Annotated in this window: 22 protein-coding genes; 13 read left to right on the forward strand and 9 right to left on the reverse strand. The window is 55.9% G+C overall.

Going from position 1 to position 20346, the window contains the following annotated elements:
- Window positions 1–126 precede the first annotated feature (126 nt).
- From A4308_RS01955 to A4308_RS01980, 6 genes are all read right to left on the reverse strand, one after another.
- Window positions 127–1506, reverse strand: coding sequence for an amidohydrolase family protein (locus tag A4308_RS01955; RefSeq protein WP_014884945.1), 1380 nt, complete (start codon window positions 1504–1506; stop codon window positions 127–129).
- A 1-nt stretch (window position 1507) separates the two neighbouring features.
- Complete coding sequence (locus A4308_RS01960) at window positions 1508–2464, reverse strand: carbamate kinase family protein (RefSeq protein WP_023331135.1); 957 nt, start codon at window positions 2462–2464, stop codon at window positions 1508–1510.
- The gene (locus A4308_RS01965; RefSeq protein WP_045281720.1) at window positions 2461–4014 is read right to left on the reverse strand and encodes a hypothetical protein; all 1554 of its coding nucleotides are present in this window, start codon (window positions 4012–4014) and stop codon (window positions 2461–2463) included. Before A4308_RS01965 ends, A4308_RS01960 begins: the two co-directional genes overlap by 4 nt.
- A gap of 11 nt (window positions 4015–4025) precedes the next feature.
- Complete coding sequence (locus tag A4308_RS01970) at window positions 4026–5441, reverse strand: DUF1116 domain-containing protein (RefSeq protein ID WP_045281719.1); 1416 nt, start codon at window positions 5439–5441, stop codon at window positions 4026–4028.
- Window positions 5441–6982, reverse strand: a complete 1542-nt coding sequence (gene fdrA / locus A4308_RS01975; protein ID WP_045281718.1) for an acyl-CoA synthetase FdrA — start codon at window positions 6980–6982, stop codon at window positions 5441–5443. Before fdrA ends, A4308_RS01970 begins: the two co-directional genes overlap by 1 nt.
- Before the next feature lie 107 nt (window positions 6983–7089).
- Window positions 7090–7695, reverse strand: coding sequence for an ankyrin repeat domain-containing protein (locus A4308_RS01980; protein ID WP_014884950.1), 606 nt, complete (start codon window positions 7693–7695; stop codon window positions 7090–7092).
- 320 nt (window positions 7696–8015) lie between these two features.
- Here A4308_RS01980 and A4308_RS01985 point away from each other — a divergent pair, with 320 nt between their 5' ends.
- Window positions 8016–8945 (forward strand): LysR substrate-binding domain-containing protein, encoded by a 930-nt coding sequence (locus A4308_RS01985; RefSeq protein ID WP_023331139.1) that lies wholly within the window; start codon window positions 8016–8018, stop codon window positions 8943–8945.
- Here the strand turns inward: A4308_RS01985 and A4308_RS01990 are convergent.
- Window positions 8942–9100, reverse strand: coding sequence for a YqaE/Pmp3 family membrane protein (locus A4308_RS01990; RefSeq protein WP_014884952.1), 159 nt, complete (start codon window positions 9098–9100; stop codon window positions 8942–8944). The genes A4308_RS01985 and A4308_RS01990 overlap by 4 nt on opposite strands.
- A 178-nt stretch (window positions 9101–9278) precedes the next feature.
- Here A4308_RS01990 and A4308_RS01995 point away from each other — a divergent pair, with 178 nt between their 5' ends.
- The 3 genes from A4308_RS01995 (at window position 9279) to A4308_RS02005 (ending at window position 10368) form a co-directional block, all read left to right on the forward strand.
- Window positions 9279–9578, forward strand: a complete 300-nt coding sequence (locus A4308_RS01995; protein WP_014884953.1) for an ArsR/SmtB family transcription factor — start codon at window positions 9279–9281, stop codon at window positions 9576–9578.
- 9 nt (window positions 9579–9587) lie between these two features.
- Entirely contained in the window at window positions 9588–10109 is a 522-nt protein-coding gene (locus tag A4308_RS02000; protein WP_014884954.1) for a rhodanese family protein, read from the forward strand.
- 79 nt (window positions 10110–10188) lie between these two features.
- The gene (locus tag A4308_RS02005; protein WP_045281717.1) at window positions 10189–10368 is read left to right on the forward strand and encodes a hypothetical protein; all 180 of its coding nucleotides are present in this window, start codon (window positions 10189–10191) and stop codon (window positions 10366–10368) included.
- A gap of 38 nt (window positions 10369–10406) precedes the next feature.
- On the opposite strand, the gene stpA is transcribed toward A4308_RS02005, so the two are convergent.
- On the reverse strand, window positions 10407–10811 hold the full coding sequence (gene stpA, locus A4308_RS02010; RefSeq protein ID WP_014884956.1) for a DNA-binding protein StpA: 405 nt from the start codon (window positions 10809–10811) through the stop codon (window positions 10407–10409).
- Between the two features lie 495 nt (window positions 10812–11306).
- On the opposite strand from stpA, the gene alaE reads away from it, so the two are divergent.
- Entirely contained in the window at window positions 11307–11756 is a 450-nt protein-coding gene (gene alaE, locus A4308_RS02015) for an L-alanine exporter AlaE (protein WP_023331140.1), read from the forward strand.
- 32 nt (window positions 11757–11788) lie between these two features.
- Here alaE and A4308_RS02020 read toward each other — a convergent pair whose 3' ends face one another.
- The gene (locus A4308_RS02020) at window positions 11789–12133 is read right to left on the reverse strand and encodes a DUF2002 family protein (RefSeq protein ID WP_006811693.1); all 345 of its coding nucleotides are present in this window, start codon (window positions 12131–12133) and stop codon (window positions 11789–11791) included.
- A gap of 160 nt (window positions 12134–12293) precedes the next feature.
- Here A4308_RS02020 and A4308_RS02025 point away from each other — a divergent pair, with 160 nt between their 5' ends.
- The 8 genes from A4308_RS02025 (at window position 12294) to proX (ending at window position 20203) form a co-directional block, all read left to right on the forward strand.
- Window positions 12294–12620, forward strand: a complete 327-nt coding sequence (locus tag A4308_RS02025) for a DUF883 domain-containing protein (protein ID WP_023308924.1) — start codon at window positions 12294–12296, stop codon at window positions 12618–12620.
- 246 nt (window positions 12621–12866) lie between these two features.
- Window positions 12867–13106 (forward strand): glutaredoxin-like protein NrdH, encoded by a 240-nt coding sequence (nrdH, locus tag A4308_RS02030; protein ID WP_014884959.1) that lies wholly within the window; start codon window positions 12867–12869, stop codon window positions 13104–13106.
- On the forward strand, window positions 13103–13513 hold the full coding sequence (nrdI, locus tag A4308_RS02035) for a class Ib ribonucleoside-diphosphate reductase assembly flavoprotein NrdI (RefSeq protein WP_014884960.1): 411 nt from the start codon (window positions 13103–13105) through the stop codon (window positions 13511–13513). Before nrdH ends, nrdI begins: the two co-directional genes overlap by 4 nt.
- Window positions 13486–15630, forward strand: coding sequence for a class 1b ribonucleoside-diphosphate reductase subunit alpha (gene nrdE, locus A4308_RS02040; RefSeq protein ID WP_045281716.1), 2145 nt, complete (start codon window positions 13486–13488; stop codon window positions 15628–15630). The genes nrdI and nrdE overlap by 28 nt, the downstream gene beginning before the upstream one ends.
- 9 nt (window positions 15631–15639) lie before the next feature.
- Entirely contained in the window at window positions 15640–16599 is a 960-nt protein-coding gene (gene nrdF, locus A4308_RS02045; protein ID WP_014884962.1) for a class 1b ribonucleoside-diphosphate reductase subunit beta, read from the forward strand.
- A 333-nt stretch (window positions 16600–16932) separates the two neighbouring features.
- Window positions 16933–18144, forward strand: coding sequence for a glycine betaine/L-proline ABC transporter ATP-binding protein ProV (gene proV, locus A4308_RS02050; protein ID WP_014884963.1), 1212 nt, complete (start codon window positions 16933–16935; stop codon window positions 18142–18144).
- A complete protein-coding gene (gene proW / locus A4308_RS02055; protein WP_014884964.1) occupies window positions 18128–19198 on the forward strand; it encodes a glycine betaine/L-proline ABC transporter permease ProW in 1071 nt (356 codons plus the stop codon). The genes proV and proW overlap by 17 nt, the downstream gene beginning before the upstream one ends.
- A gap of 9 nt (window positions 19199–19207) precedes the next feature.
- The gene (gene proX / locus A4308_RS02060) at window positions 19208–20203 is read left to right on the forward strand and encodes a glycine betaine/L-proline ABC transporter substrate-binding protein ProX (RefSeq protein ID WP_045281715.1); all 996 of its coding nucleotides are present in this window, start codon (window positions 19208–19210) and stop codon (window positions 20201–20203) included.
- Window positions 20204–20346 lie beyond the last annotated feature (143 nt).

A 20346-nucleotide genomic window follows, 5' to 3' on the forward strand; every position in this document is an offset into this window, starting at 1 on the left:
GGCAGATCCCTCTTTAAGAATGTGACTCCCAGTATAAAACATTGCCGGGTGGCGCTGCGCTTACCCGTCCTATGATTTGAGGGTTTCAGTAGGCCGGGTAAGGCGAAGCCGTCACCCGGCTCGCCTCTAGCCCACAGTACCCCAGACCAGATTTCCCTTATGGAACGTCGCGGTACGCGGTGAAATCCGCGCCACGGCTTCGGCGGAGCACGAGGCATCCACCAGCACAAAGCTGGCATCGTCCTGCGCTTTCGGCCACACCCGTTCGCCTTTGTCGTTCAGCGGCAGAACGTCACCGGTCGCGATACCGAGCGCCCGGGAAAGCGTCTGCTCGTTCGGGCGAATGTACAGCTGCGCGTAAAGATTGGCTTTTTCCAGCATATCTCCCAGGCCGTACGGCGACCAGTGGTCGATCACGCTGTCGGTGCCGGTCATGACAAACACGCCCTTATCACGCAGCTGTTTCAGCGGCATATGGAGGGTACCAATCGGCACGGTAGAGGCGATGGTCACCTGCTGCGCCGCCATACGGGTCGCAATCGCATCCACCTCCTGCTCGTTAAGCGTCGCCAGCGCGAAGGCGTGGCTGATAGTCAGCTTGCCCTTCAGCTCCGGCGTTTTCTCCACCGTTTCCACCATGTAATTCACCGCCGCCACGCCCGCCGGGCTGGTTTCATGCAGGTGAATATCCACCCCTTTGTCGTAATCCAGCGCAATCTGGAACATCAGATCGAGGGATTTCTCCATCGCGCCGTCGACGTTCGTCGGGTCCAGCCCGCCCACGTAGTGCGCACCGGCCTGCATCGCGTCGCGCATCAGTTTTTCAGAATGGGAAAGCAGCAGTCCGTGCTGTGGAAACGCGACAATTTCACAGTCAAAGCCAGGCTGGCGGCGCGATAACACCGCCTGCAGATTTTCCAGGTTTTTCAGGCCGGAAACCGGCTCAATGTTGCAGTGGCTGCGGGCGATGGTGGAACCTTTCGACTGGATCAGGTCGATAAGTGCCTCCGCGCGTTCCTGGGTGTAGGGCTGCAGTTCCGGCAGCAGCTTCTGCTCAAGGCGGATCATGTCCTGAATCGTGGTCCCCGCCGGGCGGTTCAGGGAGCGCCACGGACCGCCGTAGAAGGTTTTATCCAGATGGATGTGCATGTCGCGCATCGCCGGGAGCATCAGTTTTTTACCCGCGTCATAGTGAGGCAGAGACGCGTCGGCGTGGCTAATGTTATCGCGCAGGGCGACGATCTTGCCGTCTTTAATCTCCAGCGTTTTCAGCTCGGTGCGAGTGCTCGTCGCCACGCTGCCGTCGAAAGTAAACCCGGCTTCGAGCAGCACGTTGTCCAGATAGTAATGCTTCGCGGTGATGTTCATCGGTTTACCGGTCTCGCAGGCGGGCGCAGCGGTATCCGCAGCATACGCGACGGAGCCGGTGGCACCAAACAGCGCGCAGGCGGTGACCATTTTGCCGCTCTGGCTGATAAATTCGCGGCGGCTTTTATTATCATTCATCTTATTTTCCTTCATTCACAATATGGGTACCGGTTTCCCCGCGCAGTGCCGCGGGCAGACAGTCCGGGGAGGTGATAATCACTCGCCTGCCGCCGTGGTGTAAAAATTCCAGCGAGGCCACGATTTTGGGCAACATGCTCCCTGCCGGGAAATGGCCTTCCTCCATGTAGCGCGTCATCTGCGCCACGTTGACGGTATCCAGCGCCTGCTGGTTCGGCTTGCCGAAGTGAATGCACACCTTCTCCACGCCGGTGGTGATGACCAGCACGTCGGCGCGGATCTCCCGTGCCAGCAGCGCGGTGGAGAGATCTTTATCTATTACCGCGTCGACGCTGCGGTAGTCGCCCTGCTCCGAGCGCACGACGGGAATTCCTCCACCGCCCGCGCCGATCACCACAAAACCTTTTTGCGTCAGCGCCTTGATGGCATCTGCCTCTACGATGCGCAGCGGCTGCGGCGAGGCCACGACGCGGCGATAGCCGCGGCCTGAATCCTCGACAAAATGCCAGTCCGGGTGCGCCTGCTGCAGATCATTGCGCTGCGCCTCGCTGAAGAAAGCGCCAATCGGTTTCGTCGGGTGCGTAAAGCCGGGATCGTCTTTATCCACTTCGACCTGGGTGACGACCGTGACCGCTTTTTGCTCCCCGCGCCCCGCCAGACGGTTGTTAAGTGCCTGCTGGATCAGGTAGCCGATACCGCCCTGGGTATCCGCGACGCAGTTTGCCAGCGGCGTCAGCGGGAGCCCTTCCCGTTCGTGAGCGATTTCGGCCCGGCGCAGATCCAGCCCCACCTGGGGGCCGTTGCCGTGGGTGAGTACGATGTCATAGTCGGAGGCCAGCATCTCGAGCACGGACTCTGCCACCGCTTTGACCGCTTGCGCCTGATGCTCAACCGACTGGCTGGCGTTGTCTTTGATAATGCTGTTGCCGCCGATGGCAACGACCATAAGCTCTTTCATACGTTTTCCTTCGCAACGGTACCAGTCGCAGCGCTCGCCGCTTCGCGGTTATCCAGCACATGCTTCACCACAAACATGCCGCCCATCATCAGGTAGGCCGTAACGAACATCAGCGAACTGCCTTCGGCAAAGCCCACCACCGGGGCGTGGATCACCCCAAACAGTGCCAGCAGCGCCCCACCCGCGGCCGCAACGGCCCCGCGCAGCGGCTTGTTGATGATGGCGAAGATAGCGATACAGCCCCACAGCATGCTGGCAAGCGGCGCGCCGTTGCCGAGATGCATCAACCCTTCGTAGTAAATCCCTTTGCTGTGCAGCACGTCGGTGCCGATTTTCGCTGCGCTGGTCCCTGCCGCATTCATCACGCTGTTCATCATGGTGAGCGCCCAGTTGGCGATCCACGGGAACAGGCAGATGAAGATGACGGGCACCTCCACTTTCGGCGTTTCCCGCACCACCTGGTTAGCGGTAACGACGCCGATAAACACCAGAATGGGCACGATGGCAGTCATCGGAATGATGGCGAGCATAAACGCCCCCAGCCCGAACAGCGGCACGATGAACATGGTCACCCCGGAAGCCAGCGTGTAGCCAATGCTGGCCCCCATCGCTTTCCAGCCCGGGTGGCCGACGTAGACCGTGACCGGGAACGGGTTACCCATCAGGCAGCCCAGCATCGACGCCAGACCGTTCGCCAGCATCACCTTACGGGTCGGGTACTCATCCCCCGCCGCGTGGGCGCTTTCGATGTTCTCCAGGTCAAAGATATAGTTCGCCAGCCCCAGCGGCACGGCGGATGCCAGATACGGCAGCGCGTGCGGCAGCCCCTGCATAAAGCTGTCGACGTGCACTTCCGGCGGGTTAAAGCCGAAGGATGACATAGACGCCTTAATGGCTTCCGGGCTTTGCAGCCCCGAGATCCACGCTAATGCCGTACCGGCAATCAGCAACAGCAGACCGGTCGGGATTTTGGCGAAAATCGGCTTTTTGCCGAACCAGTTGATAAAAATCAGCAGCAGTACGATGAATGACACGGTCGGCGCTTCAAACGCCTGCAGCATCGGGTTCATCGCCAGCAGCAGCAGGCCTAAACCGGAGAGACACGACAGCAGCACGGTGCGCGGGATCATCTTGCGGATGGTCTCCCCGAGGAACGAACCGCCCGCGAGGATCATTGCTTCCACAAAGCACCACACCAGACCGATCTGAATCGCGAAATCCGCATCCCCGGTCTGCTGGTAGACGGGCATGAGGACCAGGAAGGTCACGGTAAAAATCGACGGCGCGCTCGGGCCGGACGGCAGCGCCGTCACGTCCGTGCGCCCGGTGGCACGGGCCATCTGCAGGCCAAACCAGGCATAACAGATGCTCGCCACCAGCACCGCCAGCCCGAAGGCTGGTGCGATGCGTCCATAAACAATCTCCTTCGGGATGCCGACGACAAAAATGAGCAGCCCCATCATGGTCAGCAAATTGGTCAGGTTGTTGGTCATCAACCCGAAATAAGCCGCCCAGTCACCTCTTTTCCACTCCAGTTTCATGTTTTTCATGGATGCATGCCTTATAAAACGTAGCGATCGCGGAAGGTCAACAGCGCCTTTTCAAAACAGCTGAACGGCGGGTGAACGATGCCCGCCCCAATCATGCCGATACCGGCGTCCTTGTGGGCAATGGCGGTATTAATGACCGGCAAAATGCCGCTGCCTGCCACTTTGGTGATGTCGATGGCAGTCGGGATGCCCATAAAAGAGAGCAGCGGAATGGTGACGTTCGGGTTTTCGCCGAGGGTGATTTCGCGCATCTGCCGGGAGAAGTCGATGGCTTCTTCCACCGTGCCGCCCACCAGCGCCACAATCGCCGGCGCCGTCGCCATGGCAAAACCGCCGATGCCGTAGGTTTCCGTAATTGCGCTGTCGCCGATATCCAGCCCGGAGTCTTCCGGCTTATAGCCCGCAAACATCGGGCCAATGACCTGCTGCGCCGGGCCGGTGAACCATTGCCCCGGCAGGCCGGAGATGCGCAGACCGAACTCGTAGCCGTTGCGCGCCATGGTGGTGACAACGGTGCTGTACTCAATGCCGTGGGCGGCGTCCAGCGCGGCTTTGCACATTGCCATCCACGTCGGGCCGGAGAAGTAGTCGCTGCTGGCGACAAACTCGAACACCTCACGCTGCTGCTCAACAGGATAACCCGCCTGGATCAGACCCGGCGTCAGGGCCTGGATCAGCAGCGTAGTGCCCGCGTTGTTGCGGTTGTGGCACTCGTCGCCCATGTGCAGCGCCTGGGCCAGCATCAGACGAAGATCGATTTCACCGACGATCTTCATCGCGTCGCGCAGCATCGGGCCGAGCACGTCGCGCATCCAGTTCAGGCGGTCAATCACGCTCTGGTCGTTGGCGCCCATGCGCAGGATCTTCGCCATCTGCTCGCTGAGGTTGGTGAACGCGCGGTTGCCGTAGGTTTTGTTCTCAACGATGTGCATAAACATCGACGCGGAGGTGACGCCCGCCATCGAGCCCACGCAGTCGTGCTCGTGGCACGGCGAGAAGGTGATTTCCCCTGAAGCGGCGAGCCTTGCAGCCTCCTCCAGATCCGCCGCCAGCCCCTCGAACACCAGCGCGCCGGTGACCGCCCCTTTCATCGCCCCGCACATGTTTTCCCACGAGACAGGCGGACCGGCGTGCAGGATGGTGGTGCGGGTCATGCGCGGCACGACGTTAATCGCCTGGTCATAGCCCACCAGCACCGGGTGGGACTGAATAATGCGCTCAAGCGCGATGTGGTTAGCGGCGGCAATTTTCTCCGCCAGCGATTTTTCGGCCAGTTGATCGAGCGCCTCAACGATCTGCATGTTGCCCTGCCCTGGCGGCGTCCAGTCGAGCTGGGTCACGGGAACGTGCTGTTTTTTGAGGTCGTCGCTGAACATCGCGATACCGACGTTAATCACGTTCAGCGGCTGGTTAAATAAGGTGGTCATTATGCGTTCTCCCCTTTGCAGACAAATTCGCGAGCCAGTAATCCGGTATTGGTGCTGCTGCTGGCCCAGATGACGCCCGCATCGGTCAGGAGCTGGCACTGCTGAGCAAGCTTCTGCGGATCCTGGTCGGTACCAAGCACATAGCCTAAGAACGCCAGCGGACGGCTGTCGGCCTTCGCGATCGCCTGCGCCTCTTTGATCGCGTCGAGCATCACGCCAACCGGATCCTCATGCGCGCCAAACCCGAGCACAAAATCCATCACGATGACCCCCACCTGCGGATCGCGCGCCTCCTGCAGCAGGCGGCTGATGCGGTTGGTCGGGTCGATCATCGGGTGCGGTTTGCCGTTGGTGAAATCATCATCGCCAAAGTCGAGGAAGGTATGGGCCTGGCTGACGTTGATGTCGCTCAGACGCTTCGCCGGATCCGGCTGGATGTTGCTGTAGACGTCGTCGTACTTCTCCAGCGCCGCAAACATCGCTTCGTCGCACAGGGTCCCACCGCAGAAGAGCCCACGAATGTATTTTTGCTGCGGGGTCAGGCGGGCGCGCACCTCTTCAATCAGCGGCCAGTTGAGCGGGTGCAAATCCAGAGACGCTTTGTCGATGCCGGTAAGGAGTACCGCTTTCAGGGCTGCCTCTTTGGTGGCTCGGGCAAACTGCAGGCCGTCTTCATCAGCGGGCGGTACGTTGCGGCCGAGGAAACACACGACGACGGGCTTGCGGCAGGCGCGGGCGCGGGCGAGGACTTTTTCAGCCACCGCGGGTGCGGGTGGCTTGGAGATGAGGGCAATCACCTGGGTGCCTTCATCGGCCTCCAGCATGTCGATGGCGTCGAGCATCATCAGGCCGCCGATTTTCTCGCTGAGATCGCGCCCGCCGGTGCCAATCAGCTGCGACACACCGCCGCCGAATTCATGAATGCGCACGCTGAGTTCCTGGCTGCCGGTCCCGGATGCGCCGACAATCCCAATCGTCCCGCGACGTACCGCGTTAGCGAAGCACAGCCCCGCGCCGTTGATAATGGCGGTGCCGCAGTCCGGCCCCATCATCAGCAGCCCTTTCTGGTGGGCCAGCTGCTTCAGCGCCAGCTCGTCATCGAGCGACACGTTATCGGAAAAGAGCATGACGTTAAGATCGTTTTCCAGCGCCTGACGTGCTTCGCGGGCGGCGAAGGTGCCGTTGACGGAGATCACCGCAAGGTTGCTGTCCGGGCGATGGGTTTTGGCGCTGGCAATCGTGGCGTAGCGCGCTTCGTGGGAGCCGGCACGCTCTTTGCGCGTGAATAACGCTTCGATGGCCGCCAGCGTTTCATCATTCGCCGCATCGCCTTTAATAACGATCATCAGATCGCCGTTTTTCGCGTTTTCTAATTCCGGCGTCAGCAGTCCAAGGTTTTTTAATACGCCTTTATTCATCTCCGTCGCCATCGCCACAAAGGCCTGTTCAACCCCCGGCAATTTATTGGCTTTAGTGGAAACGGACATTAATGAGACGGAGTCAAAATAAGTGTTCTTTTTAATCACGATTTTCGTTGGCATTATTTGCACCTGTTTTCGGATAAAAGGGGGCCGCCGTCGTGCAAAATGCACGTCGGTAAAAATGCTTTTTTATTAAGCGGCCAGCCGGAACAGGCTGACCGTCGTCTTTACGCGCCGGCCGCCAGCAGCAGGTCGGCGATCGCGTGGTAGCCTTTTTCCCGCGCCAGCTCGAGCGGGGTTTTACCGTATTTATCGGTCATGTGCGGGTTCGCGCCGTTATCCAGTAACAGCTTCACAATTTCCTGCTGTTTCTCGCCGCCGTCATTCAACACGATGGCCTCCAGCAGCGGCGTCCAGCCGACAAAGTTGGTGTGGTTGACGTTAATATCGGTTTTTGCCAACAGCTCGCGCACAATTTCAACGTGGCCTTTCTCACTGGCCGGGGTAATCCCCACGCCACCGAAGCGCGTCAGGCGATCCAGGTCCGGATTTGCCGGAAGAACGATGCGCAGTAACGTTAAATCATTGGTCAGGCAGCTAATCAGGAAGGGGTTAAAACAGGTCTGGTCCTGTTTATCAATATCCGCACCGGCTGCAATTAAAAATTCCACACAGGCATAATGCTTTTTCAGGCTGGCAATAATAATGGCGGTTCTTTTCTGGCGGTTGGTGGCGTTAATATCCACGCCTTTCTCCAGACAGGCTTTTAGCGCGTCGACGTTCCCCTCTTCTGCCGCCAGCAGAAATTCCGTCACCAGTGCAGTTGCAGACATATTCAGACTCCCTATGTTTCATTTCTGATGACCTGAGAATAGCAACAGCCTGGTGATAAAAGAATCCGCTTAAAATTCATTCATCGACAGGCAATTCATTGTTGAGTTAAATTCAACGGTTCAGCTAAAACGTGCGTCTGTGCAACCTTTTTCTTATGTTTTACCGCTTTTTAGCGCCTCAGGCTGCATTATCCTTATGGCTGAAAAAGCCTTGTACCGCGCGGCCCTGAGCAAATAGTCAGAACTGTGACCGGCTTCAAATGTGATGTAACAGCGCTGTTAAAATATGTTCAAAACTGATGGCAACCAGGAGCCGTAATATGAATTCCATCTTTACCGAAGAGAACCTGCTGGCCTTCACCACTGCGGCACGTTTTAGCAGTTTCAGCAAAGCCGCCGCCGAGCTGGGCGTGACCACCTCGGCCATCAGTTACACCATTAAACGCATGGAGACCGGGCTGGACGTGGTGCTGTTTGTGCGTAACACGCGCAGCATTGAGCTGACCGAATCTGGCTTTTACTTTTACCGCAAGGCAACCGACCTGCTGAACGACTTTCACGCCATCAAGCGCGGAATTGATACCATTTCGCAGGGCATTGAGGCGCGGGTGCGTATCTGTATCAATCAGCTTTTGTATACTCCACGCCATACTGCACGCCTGCTGCAGGTGCTGAAAAAGCAGTTTCCCACCTGCCAGATCACAGTGACCACCGAGGTGTATAACGGCGTATGGGATTCCATCATCAACAACCAGGCCAATATCGCGATTGGTGCGCCGGACACCCTGCTCGACGGCGGCGGCATTGATTACACCGAGATTGGCGCCATCCGCTGGGTATTTGCTATCGCACCGGAACATCCGCTGGCCTTTGTCCCCGAGCCGATTGCGGAGAGCCAGCTGCGGCTATATCCCAACATCATGGTGGAAGATACCGCGCACACCATTAATAAGAAGGTCGGCTGGCTGCTGCACGGGCAGGAGGCGATTCTGGTGCCGGATTTCAACACTAAGTGCCAGTGTCAGATTCTGGGAGAAGGGATTGGCTTTTTGCCGGAATACATGGCCCGCGAGGCGGTAGAAGACGGGCTACTGGTCACCCGACGCATCAACAATCCGCGTCAGGATTCCCGCATGCTGCTTGCCACACAACATGCGGCGACCGGCCAGGTCACTCGCTGGATCAAACAACAGTTTGGTCCAGCGGGCGTGCTGACGAACATCTATAGCGATTTACTCTGGCGGGCTTAGCTTTTGGTTTGAACCCAAAACGCGTGGATAAGACCGGGAATGTAACCCAGCAAGGTCAAAAGAATATTCAGGATAAACGCCCAGCCAAACCCCTTACCGAGCAGCACGCCCAGCGGAGGAAGAATAATCGTAAAGACAATACGCCAAAAACCCATAAGCACTCCGTACAAGCTAACCAGTTGAAAATAAATAAGAGTATGACTCTAAGCGTAGCCAGTTTATCGGCTTCTGCCATCCAGACCCGTCCCATTTACCCTCTTTTACGCTTTTGGCAGTGGTGTAACGCACCGGAATAGTTTAGTATTTACTTAATTAAGGAAACACTAAACTAATATGACTGAACTTGAACAACTCCAGGCCAGCGCTGAGCAGGCCGCCGCCCTGTTGAAAGCGATGAGTAATCCACGTCGGCTGCTGATCCTCTGCACATTATGCGGAGCTCCCGGCACCCGTGCGGGCGACCTGGCGCGTGCCACCGGGCTGAGTCCTTCCGCCACGTCGCAGCATCTGGCGCGTATGCGTGAGGAAGGGCTTATCGACAGCACCCGTGAGGCGCAGCGCATTCTTTATTTCATTAAAAACGATGCGGTGCTTCAGCTCATCAGCACCCTGAAAACCCTTTATTGTCCGTAAGGAGTCGCCATGTCACTTCCGCTGATTACACCGCAACAGGCCAAAGCCCGCGTAGCCGAGGGCGCCAGACTCATAGATATTCGTGATACCGACGAATATGCCCGCGAGCATATTTCCGGGGCAGAGTCAGTACCGCTAGCCACCTTACCCGGCGGACTTAACGCTCGGGCGGGTGAAATAGTGCTTTTTCACTGTCAGTCCGGTGCCAGGACGTCCGGGAATGCTGACCGCCTGGCCCAGGCGGCGTCACCCGCTCAGGCATTTGTGGTCGAGGGGGGCATTCAGGGCTGGAAGCAGGCCGGGCTGCTGACCGTTGAAGATAAATCCCAGCCTCTCCCGCTGATGCGTCAGGTGCAAATCGCGGCCGGGCTGTTGATTCTCTGCGGCGTGGTGCTGGGCTATAGCGTCTCCAGCGGCTTTTTCCTGCTCAGCGGTTTTGTGGGCGCCGGGCTGCTGTTCGCTGGTGTAACGGGATTTTGCGGTATGGCGAGACTGCTCAAGGTGATGCCATGGAACCGGCGTACCTCATAAGCAGTAATCTGTGAAAGTCACTGTACCCGGCGTCATACGTGGGCTAAGGTGAAGATCGCTTAAACGATGAGGAGGTAATATGTTTTCTGTCGGTGATTATGTGCAACCGCGTAAAGGCGGCCCGAAGCTGAAAGTGCTCGAAGTGAATGGTGAAAGCGTTGTGGCGGTTCAGGCCAGTAATGAACAAGGCGAAAAATATAACCTGAAAGCGGCCGATCTGGCGCCGTATAGTGAAGAAGGTGATTTTGGCGTCTGCTGAACAGACAACCGGGCGGCGATTACCGCCCGGCTCACGCATTAGATCAGAAAATCATCCAGCGATTTACCCTCTGCCAGCGCGCTGGCAATAGGCTTCGGCGTGCGGCCCTGGCCGGTCCACGTTTTCTCTTCACCGTTCTGATCAATAAAGCGATATTTCGCTTCACGCGGTTTACGCTTTTTAGTCGGTTTACCCGTCTGCGCCAGCTCGGAACCCAGCAGATCGGTCGGTGAAATACCATCGGCTTTCATCAGCTCCAGCAGGGCATTAATTTTCTCCTGCTGCTCAGCACGCTGCTGCTCTAATTCCGCCAGCTCACTGCGTTTCTCTTCAGTAACGACCCTGACCTTTTCCAGCATTTCCTCAAGAACGTCCAGGGATAATTCACGCGCCATCGCACGCAGGGTTCGGATATTATTAAGATTCTGTAACGTCAAAGACATATTATTTGAAAACCTTTTCTTTGGGGTAAATAGATAAATCACCCACAGAATAATTCATTTTGGCCAGAATATCTACCCAAGGGTCCGCAGGGGCATCAGTGTAAATATATTTAAATATTAACGTTAATAATAATGCAGGATGCCGGCGAGCCTGGTGCGAATCTAATCACCACATCAATATAAACGGTCAACTTTAATTCAAATTACAGCATACTGCGCCGCCATCCAGACAAGGATGACTCACCCTGGCCACATAGAAAATCAAGTCTTTGTTTTTTATGAAAAAGCACCTTAGCAAGACAGATTATAACGAGCAGAACAAAAAACACTCAATTTTAGAGAATTTTGTGGACAAAAGGCGATTAAATAAAAATTAATCACTAGTTGTTAGTTCAAACACAGAGAGATACGCTATACACGCCAAACAAAGCAACCTAAAGCACTAATCGCCGAAGGGAAATCGTTTCCACTGTGTTTTTCTCAAGGAGTTCAGACATGTTCTCGCCGCAATCTCGCCTGCGCCATGCTGTGGCGGATACTTTTGCGATGGTTGTTTACTGTTCCGTCGTGAACATGCTGATTGAAATATTCCTCTCAGGAATGACCTTTGAGCAGTCACTTTCTTCGCGTCTGGTGGCTATCCCGGTCAACATTATTATCGCATGGCCATACGGGTTATACCGCGATGCGGTCATGCGTTTCGCTCGTCGTATCAGCCCCGCAGGCTGGGTAAAAAACCTGGCGGACGTGCTGGCTTATGTGACGTTCCAGTCTCCGGTATATGTGGCTATTCTGTTAACCGTGGGCGCAGACTGGCACCAGATCGTCGCGGCGGTCAGTTCGAATATCGTTATTTCGATGTTGATGGGCGCCGTATACGGCTATTTCCTCGACTACTGCCGCCGTCTGTTCAAAGTCAGTCAGTACAGCCAGGCGAAAGCGTGATGTGAAGCGACTGGCGAATGCCAGTCGCCAGTTTACTGTACGTCGCCAAACAGTCCCTTCAGAAACCGCTCCAGCGCCATGCGCGAACTGAAGCCATGCGGAATACCATAATGCTCATGCGTTTCTCCGCCTAAATAGAGCGGGAATTGCTGATAATGATCGCAGGTTTTAATATCCGAGGCAGGCTCAGCAAATGACAGACTTCTGTCTTTCAGCGTCGGGTGAATAATGAGAGCAGTACGTCCCATTCTGGCTTCACGATTAACATACACATAATTCTCACCGCGGCGATATCCATACGCTTTTGACGTCACCTCATCCATGGTGAATCCCTCTTTTTCAAGAACGCGTGCCACCTCGTCAGGTCGTAAATACATATCTTTTCCTCGTTATCTTTTCCTGCCCGGCAACCTTACAGTATTCAGCATTAGCAGGGCTTTCAGAATAGTCCATAAACTGCCGGATAACGCGTGACGCGCTTCAGATATTAAATTTCTGAACTAAACTGATCGGGAACGCAAATTTACGGAGGATCGTATGTTTAACAGACCGAACCGAAACGATATTAACGACGACGCGCAGGATATTCGTAATGATGTCAGCCAATTAGCGGACACGCTGGAAGAGGTGCTGAAGTCCTGGGGATCTGACGCGAAGGACGAAGCGGATGCCGCAAAACGTAAGGCTCAGTCTCTGCTCCGTGAAACCCGCGCCAGAATGAACGGACGTTCACGCGCCACGCAGGCTGCCTGCGACATGGCAAGCTGTGCAACGACCTTCGTACGTGAAAAGCCACTGTGTACGCTGGGAACGGTCGCAGCGGTCGGCATCTTTGTCGGCGCCCTGCTCAGCCTGCGAAAATAAGTGCGGCTTCTCATCAGCCCCGGTGGCCTCAGGCGCCGGGGCTTTTCTTTGCCTTATCCTTTGAAAAACCCGTGCAGCCCGCACTGCCCCGCTGAGCTCATCACCAGGGCAACATCAATCTGAATTTCCCATATCTTGTATGGTTGAAACTTAAGATAACTACATCTAGTATTCCCTTTAGCAAGACACACACAACCTGACGCGATGACTCGCGCCGCTCTCTCATTTTAAATGGAAATACGAATCATGAGCATTATTATTTACACTCGTAACAATTGTGTTCAGTGCCATGCCACCAAACGGGCGATGGAAAGCCGTGGAATGGTTTTTGAGATGGTGAATATCGACCAGCAGCCTGAGGCCGCTGAGACCCTGCGGGCGCAGGGATTCCGTCAGCTCCCGGTGGTCATTGCCGGTGAAACCCGGTGGTCCGGCTTTCGCCCGGACATGATTAACCGTCTGAGCGCCCAGGCCGCCAGCGCATGAGTGGGCTGGTCTACTTCTCCAGCAGCTCGGAAAACACGCTTCGCTTTATCGAGCGCGTCGGGCTGCCTGCGGTGCGTATTCCGCTTAATGAGCGGGAACGTATTCAGGTAGACGAACCTTACATTCTGGTGGTGCCCAGCTATGGCGGTGGCGGTACGGCAGGCGCCGTGCCTCGCCAGGTGATCCGCTTTCTTAACGATCCGCATAACCGCAGGCTTATCCGTGGCGTGATCGCGGCAGGCAATCGTAATTTCGGCGATGCCTTTGGCCGCGCCGGGGATGTCATCTCTCAAAAATGCGGCGTGCCGTATCTCTATCGCTTCGAACTGATGGGGACACAGCAGGACGTAGAAAATGTGCGAAAAGGAGTGAACGAATTTTGGCAACGACAACCGCAGAACGGATAATCCAGGCAACACCTGATTACCACGCATTAAACGCAATGCTTAACCTCTATGATCGGGAGGAGCGCATTCAGTTTGGCAAAGATCATGAGGCGGTGGAGGCCTTTTTCGCCGCCCACGTCCGTCCAAACAGCGTCGTTTTTGGCAGCCAGCAGGAACGCCTCGACTTTCTGGTTAAAGAGGGCTATTACGAGGAGCGCGTGTTGACCCGCTACGACCGCGCCTTCGTGGCGAAGCTTTTCGAGCGCGCGCATGCGAGCGGTTTTCGTTTCCAGACCTTCCTCGGCGCGTGGAAGTATTACACCAGCTACACCCTGAAAACCTTCGACGGTAAACGCTACCTGGAGCATTTTGAAGATCGCGTCGTGATGGTGGCGCTGACCCTTGCCCAGGGCGATGAAGCGTTGGCTGAACGGCTGATGGAGGAGATCCTCGCCGGGCGCTTCCAGCCCGCCACGCCAACGTTTCTCAACTGCGGTAAGGCCCAGCGCGGCGAGCTGGTCTCCTGCTTCCTGCTGCGCATCGAAGACAATATGGAGTCGATTGGCCGTGCGGTAAACTCGGCGCTTCAGCTTTCCAAACGCGGCGGCGGCGTGGCGTTTCTGCTCTCGAACCTGCGTGAAGCGGGCGCGCCGATCAAGCGCATTGAAAACCAGTCTTCCGGCGTGATCCCGGTGATGAAGATGCTGGAAGATGCATTCTCCTACGCCAACCAGCTTGGCGCACGCCAGGGCGCCGGGGCGGTTTACCTGCACGCGCATCATCCCGATATTCTGCGTTTTCTGGATACCAAACGCGAAAATGCCGACGAAAAAATCCGTATCAAAACCCTGTCGCTGGGGGTGGTGATCCCGGATATCACCTTTAAACTGGCAAAAGAGAATGCCGAGATGGCGCTCTTTTCGCCGTATGACGTTGAGCGTATTTACGGCAAACCCTTTGGCGACGTAGCCATCAGCGAGCGCTACGAGGAGCTGGTAGCCGACGAGCGCATCCGCAAAAAAACCATCAATGCCCGCGATTTCTTCCAGACGCTGGCAGAAATCCAGTTTGAGTCTGGCTATCCGTACATCATGTACGAGGATACGGTAAACCGCGCGAACCCGATTGCCGGACGCATCAACATGAGCAACCTGTGCTCGGAGATTTTGCAGGTCAACAGCGCGTCAACATACGACGAGAACCTGGACTACGCGGCTATCGGCAAGGATATCTCCTGTAACCTCGGGTCGTTGAATATCGCCCACACCATGGATTCCCCTGACCTCGGCCGCACGGTGGAGACCGCCATCCGCGGGCTGACGGCGGTATCGGACATGAGCCACATCCGCAGCGTGCCCTCCATCGAAGCGGGTAACGCCGCATCGCACGCTATCGGCCTGGGGCAGATGAATCTTCACGGCTACCTGGCACGCGAAGGCATCGCCTACGGCAGTCCGGAAGGGCTGGATTTTACTAACCTCTATTTCTATACCATCACCTGGCATGCGCTGCACACCTCAATGATGCTGGCGCGCGAGCGCAACCAGCGGTTCGCGGGATTTGAACAGTCGCGCTACGCCAGCGGGGAATATTTCAACCAGTATCTTGAAGGTGAGTGGCAGCCGAAAACCGCAAAAGTGCGCGATCTCTTTGCCCGCGCGGGGATAACCCTGCCGACGCGCGAGATGTGGCAGCAGCTGCGTGATGACGTGATGCGCCACGGTATCTATAACCAGAACCTCCAGGCCGTGCCGCCAACCGGGTCTATCTCGTATATCAACCATGCCACGTCGAGCATTCATCCGATTGTGTCGAAAATTGAAATTCGCAAGGAAGGCAAGACCGGACGCGTTTACTACCCTGCCCCGTTTATGACCAACGACAACCTGGCGCTGTATCAGGATGCGTATGAAATCGGCCCGGAAAAAATCATCGATACCTACGCCGAAGCGACAAAACACGTGGATCAGGGGCTGTCGCTGACGCTCTTCTTCCCGGATACCGCCACCACGCGGGATATCAACAAAGCGCAGATCTACGCCTGGAAGAAAGGCATCAAAACGCTTTACTACATTCGCCTGCGCCAGCTTGCGCTGGAAGGCACCGAAATCGAAGGCTGCGTGTCCTGCGCGCTGTAAGGAGAAAGGATGAAACTGTCACGCGTGAATGCCGTTAACTGGAACAAAATCCAGGACGATAAAGATCTGGAGGTATGGAACCGCCTGACCAGCAACTTCTGGCTGCCGGAAAAAGTCCCGCTCTCCAATGATATTCCGGCCTGGCAAACCCTGAGCCACGCCGAACAACAATTGACGATCCGCGTCTTTACCGGCCTGACGCTCCTGGACACCATCCAGAACACCGTTGGTGCCCCGGCGTTGATGGCTGACGCGCTGACGCCGCATGAAGAGGCGGTGATGTCGAACATTAGCTTTATGGAGGCGGTGCACGCCCGCTCTTACAGCTCGATTTTTTCCACGCTGTGCCAGACCAAAGACGTGGATGCGGCTTACGCCTGGAGTGAAGAGAGCGCGTCATTGCAGCGCAAGGCTGCGCTGGTGCTTGAGTATTATCGGGCCGACGAGCCGCTGAAAAAGAAGGTCGCCAGCGTGTTTCTGGAATCCTTCCTCTTCTACTCTGGCTTCTGGCTGCCAATGTACTGGTCGAGCCGGGGCAAGCTCACCAACACCGCCGACCTGATTCGGCTCATCATTCGGGATGAAGCGGTGCACGGGTATTACATCGGCTATAAATACCAGAAAGGTCTGGAGAAAATCAGTACGGAAAAACGCGATGAACTAAAAGGGTTTGCGCTCGATTTGCTGATGGATCTGTACGATAACGAGCTGAGCTATACCGAAGAGCTATACGCCGGAACGGGCTGGGAAGAAGACGTCAAAGCGTTCCTCTGCTACAACGCCAACAAGGCGCTGATGAACCTTGGTTACGAGGCGCTGTTCCCGCCGGAGATGGCGGAAGTGAACCCGGCCATTCTGGCGGCGCTGTCGCCTAATGCCGACGAAAACCACGATTTCTTCTCCGGGTCCGGTTCATCGTATGTGATGGGCAAAGCGGTGGAGACGAAAGACGAAGACTGGGATTTTTAATGAGTGAATTAATGTTCATTAATTAAATATAAATCCCTTTATTTCTACCAGAATATTTCCCTGGGAACTACACTGTAATTCCTCCGTCATATTCGCCTGAATCACACCGATTCAGGCGAAATTCCCCGATGCAGCAGCAAAAATTTAAGAAAAACTCAAATGACGCTCAGCCCTTTACTCATGGGAAATTCAGCCGTTTCGCTTACCTGAAAATCCCCACCATAAGCAAACGCAGGGTTGTCTCAGATTCTCAGTATGTTAGGGTTATGCCCGTTAACAATTTACCATGGTAATCATATTGGCATAAACAAATAACAGGACACTCTCTATTGCATGGCAATTAAATTAGAAGTGAAAAATCTTTATAAAGTATTTGGCGAGCATCCACAGCGCGCATTCAAATATATTGAAAAAGGCCTTACGAAAGAGCAAATTCTGGAAAAAACCGGGCTATCGCTTGGCGTTAAAGACGCCAGTCTGGCCATTGAAGAAGGCGAGATTTTTGTCATCATGGGGTTATCCGGTTCGGGTAAATCCACTATGGTTCGCCTTCTCAATCGCCTGATTGAACCCACCCGCGGACAGGTGCTGATTGACGGCGTGGATATCGCCAGAATATCAGACGCAGAGCTCCGCGAGGTGCGCAGAAAGAAGATTGCAATGGTGTTCCAGTCATTCGCGCTAATGCCGCATATGACGGTGCTGGATAATGCCGCTTTCGGTATGGAATTAGCGGGCGTTGCTGCGCAAGAACGTCAGGAAAAAGCGCTTGATGCGCTGCGTCAGGTTGGGCTCGAAAATTATGCTCACGCCTACCCGGATGAACTTTCCGGCGGGATGCGTCAGCGTGTGGGTTTAGCCCGCGCATTAGCCATTAATCCAGACATATTATTAATGGATGAAGCCTTCTCCGCGCTCGACCCGTTAATTCGCACCGAGATGCAGGATGAGCTGGTAAAATTACAGGCAAAACATCAGCGAACCATTGTCTTTATTTCCCATGATTTAGATGAAGCCATGCGTATTGGCGACCGCATTGCGATTATGCAAAATGGTGAGGTGGTGCAGGTCGGCACGCCGGATGAAATACTGAATAATCCGGCAAATGATTACGTGCGTACCTTCTTCCGCGGCGTGGATATTAGCCATGTGTTTAGCGCGAAAGATATTGCCCGTCGAACGCCAAACGGCATTATCCGTAAAACGCCAGGTTTCGGTCCACGCTCCGCGCTTAAGCTTCTGCAGGACGAAGACCGTGAATACGGTTATCTGGTTGAACGCGGCAATAAATTTGTCGGCATTGTCTCCATCGACTCCCTGAAAACCGCCCTTAGCGAAAATCAGGGAATCGATGCGGCGTTAATTGACGCTCCCCTTGCCGTGGACGCCGAAACGCCGCTCAGCGAGTTGCTCTCCCACGTCGGCCAGGCGCCGTGTGCCGTTCCGGTCGTCGGGGAAGAACAACAGTACGTCGGCATCATCTCAAAACGCATGTTGCTGCAGGCTTTAGATCGCGAGGGAGCAAACAATGACCGATCAATCTAACCCGTGGGGCACCACTGAAGCAGCGGACAGCGCTGCGCAATCTGCCGATGCGTGGGGCTCCACGCCAGCACCTGCCGATGGCGGTGGCGCGGCGGACTGGCTCAACAGCGCACCTGCGCCTGCGCCAGAACACTTCAACATTATGGATCCGTTCCATAAAACGCTGATCCCACTCGATAGCTGGGTCACGGAGGGGATCGACTGGGTAGTAACGCATTTTCGTCCGCTCTTTCAGGGGATCCGCGTCCCGGTGGATTACATCCTCAACGGCTTCCAGCAGCTGATGCTCGGTATGCCAGCGCCGGTCGCGATCGTTTTATTCTCGCTGATCGCCTGGCAGTTCGGTAGCGCAGGAATGGGGATCGCCACGCTGATTTCGCTGATTGCCATTGGCGCCATTGGCGCCTGGTCGCAGGCGATGATCACCCTGGCACTGGTGCTGACCGCCCTGCTCTTCTGTATTGTCATCGGCCTGCCGATGGGGATCTGGCTGGCACGTAGCCCGCGGGCGGCGAAGATCATTCGTCCGCTGCTGGATGCGATGCAGACCACACCGGCATTCGTCTATCTGGTGCCTATCGTAATGCTGTTCGGTATCGGTAACGTGCCGGGCGTGGTGGTAACCATTATCTTCGCCCTGCCGCCGATTATTCGTCTGACCATCCTGGGCATTAACCAGGTGCCGGCCGATCTGATCGAAGCGTCACGCTCGTTTGGTGCCAGCCCGCGTCAGATGCTGTTTAAGGTTCAGCTCCCGCTGGCGATGCCGACCATCATGGCAGGCGTTAACCAGACGCTGATGCTGGCGCTGTCGATGGTGGTCATTGCCTCAATGATCGCCGTGGGCGGTCTGGGCCAGATGGTGCTGCGCGGTATTGGCCGTCTCGACATGGGGCTGGCTACCGTCGGCGGCGTGGGCATTGTGATCCTCGCCATTATTCTTGACCGCCTGACACAGGCTGTCGGTCGTGATTCACGCAGTCGCGGCAACCGTCGCTGGTATACCACCGGCCCTGTCGGGTTATTCACCCGCCCTTTCACGAAATCAAAATAAGGAACAACGATGCGACATAACGTACTTTTTGCCACAGCGTTTGCCACCCTTGTCTCCACCAGCACGTTTGCAGCTGACCTGCCGGGTAAAGGCATCACCGTGCAGCCGGTGCAGAGCACCATTTCGGAAGAGAGCTTCCAGACGCTCATCGTCAGCCGAGCCCTGGAAAAACTGGGCTACACGGTCAACACGCCGAGCGAAGTGGATTACAACGTGGGCTACACCTCGATTGCCTCCGGTGATGCCACCTTTACCGCGGTGAACTGGCAGCCGCTGCACGACGATATGTATGCCGCCGCCGGTGGCGACAAGAAATTCTATCGTGAAGGCACCTTCGTAACCGGTGCAGCGCAGGGTTATCTGATCGACAAGAAAACCGCCGTTAAGTACCACATCACCAATATTGAACAGCTGAAAGATCCGAAGATCGCCAAACTGTTCGACACCAACGGTGACGGTAAAGCCGACATGATGGGTTGCTCACCGGGCTGGGGCTGTGAAGCGGTGATTAATCACCAGAACAAAGCCTATGACCTGGCGAAGACGGTTGATGTCAGCCACGGCAACTATTCGGCGATGATGGCCGACACCATTGCCCGCTTCAAAGAGGGTAAACCGGTGATCTACTACACCTGGACGCCGTACTGGGTGAGCGACGTGCTGAAGCCGGGTAAAGACGTGGTGTGGCTGCAGGTGCCATTCTCCTCCTTGCCGGGCGAGCAGAAGGATATCGACACCAAACTGCCGAACGGCATGAACTACGGCTTCCCGGTGAATACCATGCATATTGTGGCGAACAAAGCCTGGGCCGAGAAAAACCCGGCGGCAGCAAAATTGTTCTCGGTAATGAAACTGCCGCTGGCGGATATCAATGCTCAGAACGCCATGATGCATGCGGGCAAATCGTCTGAAGCGGATGTCAAAGGTCACGTCGACGGCTGGATCAAAGCCCACCAGCAGCAGTTTGACGGCTGGGTGAAAGAGGCGCTTGCGGCGCAGAAGTAAAGCACAAAGCCTTACCCCTCACCCTAACCCTCTCCCCTTTGGGGAGAGGGCCGGGGTGAGGGGGCACCAGACCGTACGATCCCCCTAAACCGCACAATCCATCACCCAACAATCCCCCACCTTAACAATCATTCGCTATTATG

This window comes from Enterobacter sp. ODB01 (assembly GCF_001623605.1).
GTDB classification, from domain to species: Bacteria; Pseudomonadota; Gammaproteobacteria; order Enterobacterales; family Enterobacteriaceae; genus Enterobacter; species Enterobacter kobei.